General features: G+C 42.1%; 7 protein-coding genes. 1 reads left to right on the plus strand and 6 read right to left on the minus strand.

The features are described from left to right. Window positions 1-403 precede the first annotated feature (403 nt). Window positions 404-2614: a malate synthase G gene (locus VLN09_RS00205; protein WP_325242947.1), complete on the minus strand. Its 2211-nt coding sequence runs from the start codon at window positions 2612-2614 to the stop codon at window positions 404-406. A gap of 643 nt (window positions 2615-3257) precedes the next feature. Between VLN09_RS00205 and VLN09_RS00210 the strand changes: the two genes are divergently transcribed. After that, window positions 3258-4043 (plus strand): tRNA-(ms[2]io[6]A)-hydroxylase, encoded by a 786-nt coding sequence (locus VLN09_RS00210; protein WP_325242949.1) that lies wholly within the window; start codon window positions 3258-3260, stop codon window positions 4041-4043. Window positions 4044-4147: 104 nt separating this feature from the next. Here the strand turns inward: VLN09_RS00210 and VLN09_RS00215 are convergent, their stop codons facing one another. From VLN09_RS00215 to VLN09_RS00235, 5 genes are all read right to left on the minus strand, one after another. Further along, complete coding sequence (locus VLN09_RS00215; protein ID WP_325242951.1) at window positions 4148-4480, minus strand: hypothetical protein; 333 nt, start codon at window positions 4478-4480, stop codon at window positions 4148-4150. Window positions 4481-4581: 101 nt separating this feature from the next. Then, window positions 4582-4848, minus strand: a complete 267-nt coding sequence (locus tag VLN09_RS00220) for a hypothetical protein (RefSeq protein WP_325242953.1) — start codon at window positions 4846-4848, stop codon at window positions 4582-4584. Between the two features lie 46 nt (window positions 4849-4894). Further along, window positions 4895-5065 carry a hypothetical protein gene (locus tag VLN09_RS00225; protein ID WP_325242955.1) on the minus strand — a complete coding sequence of 57 codons (171 nt, stop codon included), beginning with the start codon at window positions 5063-5065 and terminating at the stop codon, window positions 4895-4897. A 272-nt stretch (window positions 5066-5337) separates the two neighbouring features. Next, window positions 5338-7626, minus strand: a complete 2289-nt coding sequence (gene ppk1 / locus VLN09_RS00230; protein ID WP_325242959.1) for a polyphosphate kinase 1 — start codon at window positions 7624-7626, stop codon at window positions 5338-5340. Between the two features lie 172 nt (window positions 7627-7798). After that, window positions 7799-8097: transglycosylase domain-containing protein (locus VLN09_RS00235; protein WP_325242957.1), on the minus strand; the 299-nt coding region annotated here is incomplete at its 5' end.

The following is an 8097-nucleotide window of genomic DNA, read 5'->3' on the forward strand; positions in this document are numbered from 1 at the left end:
TTACCGTATACAGTAGGTGCGGCATTAGCTGCAGATACAGACAGGGCTGCGATTGCTGATGCTAAAAGTAATTTCTTCATTGTGTAAAACTCCATTTTTACAGTTTAGGGGTGGGATGCGCTCAAGATTTATGGCAAGCAAAGCTGACATAGGCGATATCTGTCTATCTTCCTATCAAAGTCCGTTTACAAGGCCGAAACATATTTATCAAAAATCATACCTTGCATTAAGAATAGCAAAACTGAAATATTTTGCAATACATTTTTATGGTTTATTGCTATCTAGTCGATTCACTATATATTTAACAGGCATATATTTATTTTTAATATGACGAAAAAACCTCTGCCAAATTAAGCATTTGGCAGAGGTTAAAGCACTAAGATTGAACCACTCTAATTGGCTATTAAGCTTTACATGGAAGCTGTGCTTTTAGATCTAAACGCGCTTGATGCAATACTGGCTCAGGATAGCCACTTGGCTGCTCGCGACCTTTAAACACCAAATCACAGGCGGCTTTGAAAGCATAGGAGTTATCAAAGTCAGTCGCCATCGGTTGATAATCGGCATCATCAGCGTTTTGCTCATCGACGATTTTTGCCATACGTTTCATAGCATCCATCACTTGCTGTTCGCTGACCACATTATGATGTAGCCAGTTGGCGATATGCTGACTTGAGATACGCAACGTCGCACGATCTTCCATTAAGCCCACGTCATTGATGTCAGGTACTTTAGAGCAACCAACACCTTGATTTACCCAGCGTACGACATAGCCTAAGATACCTTGAGCATTATTATCAATCTCTTGCTGCTTTTCTTCCTCAGTCCAATTGGTATCTTTTGCTAATGGAATGGTCAAGATATCATCTATGCTAGCGCGCGTACGTGATTTTAGGCTGTTTTGAACCTCAGTGACATTGACCTGATGATAGTGCATGCTGTGCAAGGTCGCACCCGTTGGTGACGGTACCCACGCAGTATTGGCACCTGCCTGTGGATGGGCAATCTTGGTGTCCATCATCTCTTGCATCTCGTCAGGTTTTGCCCACATACCTTTACCAATCTGAGCATGACCTTGTAGACCTACTTCCAGACCGATATCTACGTTCCACTGCTCATAGGCTAGTAGCCACGTTTGCGACTTCATATCGCCTTTACGTACGAAGGGACCTGCATTCATACTGGTATGCATCTCATCACCGGTACGATCTAAGAAGCCAGTATTAATAAAAATCACACGCTCTTTTGCTTGGCGAATGGCTTCTTTTAAGTTGACCGTCATACGGCGCTCTTCATCCATGATGCCGATCTTTATCGTATAACGCTCTAAGCCTAACAAGTCTTCTGAGGCATTAAAGAGGTCATTCGCCATTTTGACTTCATCAGGACCATGCATTTTTGGCTTAACAATATACATCGAACCTTTACGTGAGTTTGATAGCTCGGTTTTACCATTCAAATCGTTTAATGATAATAAAGGCGTAATGAGACCATCCATCAAACCTTCAAAGACTTCTTCAGGACCATTACCCAAATCTACCATAATCGCCGGATTCTGCATCAGATGACCAACATTACGGATGAGCAATAATGAGCGACCTGGTAAGGTAAGCGTATCACCCTCTGGCGTGGTGTATTCGCGATCAGGATTTTGCTTACGGGTGCGGGTTTTACCGCCCTTCTCAAAGGTTTCTTGCAAATCGCCATTCATTAAGCCAAACCAATTGCGATAAGCCTCAACCTTTTCTTCGGCATCGACCGCAGCGATTGAGTCTTCACAATCCTGAATCGCAGTTAGCGCTGACTCTAATAAGACATCTTTGATATTGGCAGGATCATCTTTACCAATTGTATGGTTGCCATCGATTTGGATTTCAGCATGCAAGTTATTGTTCTTTAATAAGACAGCACTAGGACTATCAGCGTCTCCCATAAAACCGACGAACTGTGCTGTATCTTTTAGTTGCGTGCTGCTATCGCCTTGCGCAATCTCAAGCTTGCCATCGACCACTTTAAAGCCCGTTGCATCGCTATATAAACCTGACGCTAGCGAAAAGTTTTCATCTAAAAAGTTTTTGGCATAAGCGACGACGGCTGCACCACGTTTTGGATTGTAGCCATCTTTTGCTTCTTGACCATTTTCATCACTGATCACATTGGTGCCATACAAAGCATCATATAAGCTGCCCCAACGCGCATTATTGGCGTTCAATGCATAGCGAGCATTACGTACTGGCACTACCAGCTGCGGTCCTGCAATCACAGCAATCTCATCATCGACGTTTTCTGTACTGACGTTAAATGCCTCGCCTTCTGGTAACAGATAGCCAATTTCTTGTAAAAATGCTTTGTACACTGGATAATCAATATCGCCATTGTTGGCAGGGTTGTCCAGATGCCATTGGTCAATCTGTCCTTGAATCTTAGCACGAGTTGCAAGCAGCGCTTTGTTGCGCGGGGTAAATTCTTTAATGACCTTTTCAAAACCTGACCAATAACCGTCTGAATCGACACCGACTTTCGGCAGTACTTCATTTTCAATAAAATCGAACAGTTGCTGATCGATGGCAAGAATGCCTTTCTGAACGCGATTGGCATTAGAAGACTGGCTCATACTGTTATCCTTATCTGTTTGTGAGTTTTTCGATATTACACTGCTATGACATATCCTATCCATACAGACAGTCATGCAAAAGGGCATATAAAGCAGAATTGCAAAGTAATAAATATTCGACCATAAGAGACAAGCCACGTAAATTTACTGCTAAATTACATTTTACATTGGCCGTCATTATTTAGCGGTGTTTAACGTTTTATTATCAGATATTATCTAGATAGGCTTTAAGCAAAGATGCTCTATAAACCTTAAATTTTGAGACGCTATTGATAGTTGATATAATATTGACTACCTGCTATCAGCTGACAATCAATAGTAAGACAAAATATCCTAAAAGCAAAATATCATCCTACTATCAAACAATAGAATAAACAAGGAAACCCCATTTAGTAACTAAATGCTTAGGCTGTATATAAATGATACTATATAAGCCACCAGTATTAGCAGCGTAAAGCCCGTTATTGAACCCTATCAATTTAAAGGCAAGTATAAACTGTAAGTAATCGTTACAGTTTGCATTTATGCGTAACGGTTATCTATCGTAGCAAACTCATTTAGAGGATTTAAATACATTTAGCGCATCAATAGCCACTTTTTTATTACCTTATTCATTCACTCGTCAATAAAGCCCAAGCACACTATGACTATAAATCCCCAAAACACACCAGTAGCTACCATACCTCCTCACTCTCACTCTGAACCTTCTACTACGACAAAGGACAATCTTGCCATAGAGACAGTATTAGACGGCAACAGTAATAACAGTAGTAGCAATGAAGACAGTGTCGATATTACCCACCTGAGCCCACCATTAAAGGTAGATTTATCGCCTGTTTATGAGTTTTTGGGCGCGCGCACCTCGCAAGCTTGGGTCAACGCCGCTGTTGATAATTTACCTCTGATTATTCAAGACCATGCCAATTGTGAAAAAAAGGCAGCAGGTACCGCGATGAATCTCATCTTTCGCTATGAGTTCTCGTATGATTTGCAGCGCAAATTGGCACAGCTGATACGTGAGGAGATGCTGCATTACGAGCAAGTGCTCGGCATTATGAATGAGCGCGGACAAGAGTGGGAATATCTGAGTGCAGGGCGCTATGCTAAGGGAATGCTTAAATACAAACGCACTTACGAGCCTGCCGCGATGGTAGATGTGCTTATCATTGGGGCATTTATCGAAGCACGCTCTTGTGAGCGCTTTGCGGCACTTGCTGAGGTTATCAATGATGCACGGTTGGCAAAATACTATCGTTATTTATTAAAATCAGAAAGCCGCCATTTTGAAGATTATTTGGCATTGGCGCAGTCATTATCTGATGACAGTATCGATGAGCGTGTGGCATTCTTTAAAGAAATAGAGGCAGAGTTGATAGCAACTCCAGATACTGAGCTGCGCTTTCATAGTGGTGAGCCTGCTACTATATAATTTATGAAAACTGCTCAAAAAAAGGTGCTGCTAGCAACGTATTAAACGTCATTACTGCAGCACCTTTTTTTATTTTTAAGACTTCCTAAGCTTTAAAGCGTGTTCTAAAAATCCTTTTCGTCAGGATTTAACACACGAGTTTGAGCGTTATCAATATTTGCATAACGATTTAAATCATTTATACCTTCGCTTTTAGCACCTTTATTAATAGTGGTATATTCATTGATACCATCATCAAAAGCATTGCCTTCTTGATCGCGGCGGTCTGGCTGACGGGCAGCATTATCGCCATCATTAACATGTTCTGACCCTACAACGCCCTCTTGGAAAGTATCAGTACCTTTATTAATAGTGGTATGGTTTTCGATACTGTCATCGTTACTCATACCCTCTCTATCTATAGGCGTTTTGGTTAAGGCGGGATCTTGAGTTTGCATTGTCATATCCTTATTTTTTAATTCAACGTTCTTATTATTTTGTACAGTTTTAAATGTCTGATGATCAATGTCTCATTTGATAAAAAAACTTGAGACAAAAACTATTCATTGCCTTTTTGTGACAAATCATAAGCATTTAAATCACCGACATTTTTGCCTCCAGGAGGTAGGTTCTCTTCTTTACGTGGATCTGCATATATCTCATCAGTTTCCTGCGAATCTTGCTGTGGTCCATCAATGTCGGGCTCGTGTTTACGACCTTCATAGCTGTCTGTTGCATTGTCTGGATGCAGCTTCGCTGGATCGTTGACTGATACAGGCTCTTCATTATTTGGGTGCGTATTATTCGACTGAGTATCATGTGACATAGCGTTTCCCTTGCTTGGATTAGGATTACATTCAATAGCTTTCTAATTATTTATCTGTACGTAAATCATCGTTGATAAAAGACGTTTGTTCTTCTTCCGTTAATAATTCTGGCGCATCGACTGGGCTGCCGCTCTCTAAATTTTTCTCAATCTGCTGACTGTTTGCTTGTTCAGCGGCTTTCTTGATGTCTGAACTATCGTTATTGGTATGACTCATGATGAAATCCTGTTTTCTTATTGATATATTTTTATAAGGGTGAATTTTTGTACTTATCTATTCAATTATAAGTAGAAATTCCAGAGCCTTACCAGTGTTCTGCCGTATCAATATGTGAATAAGTGTGAGCTTACCAGACAGTTTGTAACCATACATTAGGATGAATACGCATAAAAAAACCAAGCACAGAGTATGCTCTATGCTTGGTATAGCGCTTTATTAACGATTGCGCTGGCGTTAATCGACCTGATAACCGCTATGAAGTGAGTAAATTATACTGACTCGCCAACACGATTAATCACCTTTAACAAATACTCTTGGGCAATATGCGGCGTTTCACCTATTGCTAGCTGGACTTGCTGCCAGCTGCCATCACCGCTGAGTGTCCATGCTTGTGTATTGTCTTTGAGATAGTTTAACAATCCATCTTGATATATCTGCTTGAACAGCTTTTCATCTTCAATCGGAAACGCCACTTCCACACGGTGGAATAAGTTGCGATCCATCCAGTCAGCACTGGCACAATACAGGCGCTCATCACCATCATTATAGAAGTAGTAAACGCGAGTGTGTTCCAAAAATCGACCAATAATAGAACGTACAGTGATATTTTCAGACAGACCTTTTACTTGCGGGCGCAAGCAACACATAGAGCGCAAAATCAGCTCGATTTTGACCCCTACTTGCGACGCATCATATAACTTATCAATCAGACGGCGTTCAGTTAAGGCGTTTACTTTTATAATGATATGAGCGCGCTTGCCAGCTTTGGCATGGGCAATTTCAGCATCGATAAACTCCATCAACTTATCATGTAAAGTAAATGGTGCATGTAAAAGCTTTTTGAGATTGGCGGGTTTGCCCATACCTGTCAGTTCTTGGAATATCTTGTGGACGTCTTCTGAGATGTCAGGGTCCGCGCTAAATAAGCCATAATCGGTATAAACTTTGGCATTTGCTGCATGATAATTACCCGTGCCTAGATGCACATAACGGCGAATCTTATCGTCTTCACGGCGAACGATGAGCAACAGTTTGGCGTGAGTTTTATAGCCGACAATGCCATATACCACTACCGCCCCTGCCTCTTGTAGATAATTGGCAACAGCAATATTCGACGCTTCATCAAAACGCGCACGTATTTCAATAACTGCTGTGACTTCTTTGCCGTTGCGTGCAGCTGCCGCTAGCGCTTTGACAATCTCTGAATTGGTACCTGAACGATAAAGCGTTTGCTTGATCGCCAATACCTTGGGGTCCTTTGCTGCTTGCCAGAGCAGATTGACAATCGGTGAAAACGCATGGAACGGATGATGCGCCAATACGTTGCCTTTGCGCATGGCAGAAAACATACTGGTCGCTTTGTCAAGCTTATCAACTTCACGGCGAAACGGTTTGGGCACGACATGGGTAAAGGGCTGATAACGCAATGCTGGAATATTAAAATCAAATAGCAAGCGCGTTAGGTTAACTGGTCCATTGACGCGGTATAGTTGATTGTCATGCAGCTCAAACTCATTGAGCAGATAATCACTGATAGGCGTCGGGCACTCGGTAGTGACTTCAAGCCGCACTTTATCACCAAAGCGGCGGTTTTCAAGCTCACCTTCTAAGGCTTTGGCAATATCATCGACATCATCTGCCAAGTCCAAATCAGCATTACGCGTCAATCTAAACTGATGGCAGCCGGTGACACTCATACCGGGGAATAGCTCACCGATATGCTCATGGATAATCGCCGATAGCATGACATGATGCTCTTTGCCGCCGGTCAATTCATCAGGCAGACGGATGACGCGCGGCAAACTACGCGGCGCAGGGACGATAGCCAAATTGATATCACGACCAAAGGCATCTTTGCCCTCCAAAGTCGCAATAAAGTTTAAGCTTTTATTGACCAAGCGCGGAAACGGATGGGCAGGATCAATGCTAATGGGTGTCAATACCGGCGAGACTTGCTCGGTAAAGTAACGCTTCATCCATGCCGATTGCTCCGCATTAAGCTCATCACGTTTTAGATATCGGATATCCTCAACTGCTAATGCCGGCAAGATATCTTCATTTAAGATACGGTATTGCTCAGCGATGGCATCATGGGTCACTGCTGATATTTCATTAAGAATTTCACTTGGGCGCATACCGTGAACGCTAGTCGATACATCACCCAAACTGAGCTTTTGCATGATACCTGCCACGCGAATCTCAAAAAACTCATCGATGTTGGATGAAAAAATCATTAAAAAGAATAAACGTTCAAGCAAAGGATGGCGAGGATCCGCCGCTTGTGCCAAAACCCGCAGATGAAACTGCAATAAAGACAAATCGCGATTGATATAGCTGCTAGGCGAATAATTGCCATCTTCTGAACGTTGCCAATCAACCTCGGCTAAGACTTTGGCGCTACGCAGATCGTTAAGGCTGTCATCGGCAGGCGGATTTCTGGTATTAACGACACTGGCCGCATTGTCTGTGTCGCTCTCTCTATTGATATCATGATTCGCATCAATATATGCTTCAATAACATCAGCTACCTTATCACTACTACTGTGCTTATTATCCATCTCTACCACTTTCCCACTCCTTTGCCGTTATCAACCTGCCATTATTTTTATATCAATCTTATCCTATCATTACTTTTATACCATACTTTTTGTTGTTGTTATTTCAAAAATGAGGCTATCTCATATTTAGGCTATCACGTGTTAAATATATCAGCATTAAATGTCACTATATCTAAGCAGACTGTGGCAATACGGCATTCTTCATACGCTTTTTGATGATGCGCTGCTTATTGCGTAAGCGCTTATCACCTTGATTGTCTTGATAATATTTTGGGTTGGGCAACATGGCTATTAATAGCGCAGATTCATCACGGTTGAGGTTATCAGCTGATTTATCAAAGTAATGCTGCGCGGCTGCCTCGACACCATAAATACCATTGCCAAACTCTGCCACATTCAAGTAAGCGGCCAAAATTCGCTGCTTATCCCATAAGGTTTCAATCATTATGGTGAGAACAGCCTCTTCAGCTT

The organism is Psychrobacter sp. (assembly GCF_035469765.1).
In the GTDB taxonomy this organism is placed as follows: domain Bacteria; phylum Pseudomonadota; class Gammaproteobacteria; order Pseudomonadales; family Moraxellaceae; genus Psychrobacter.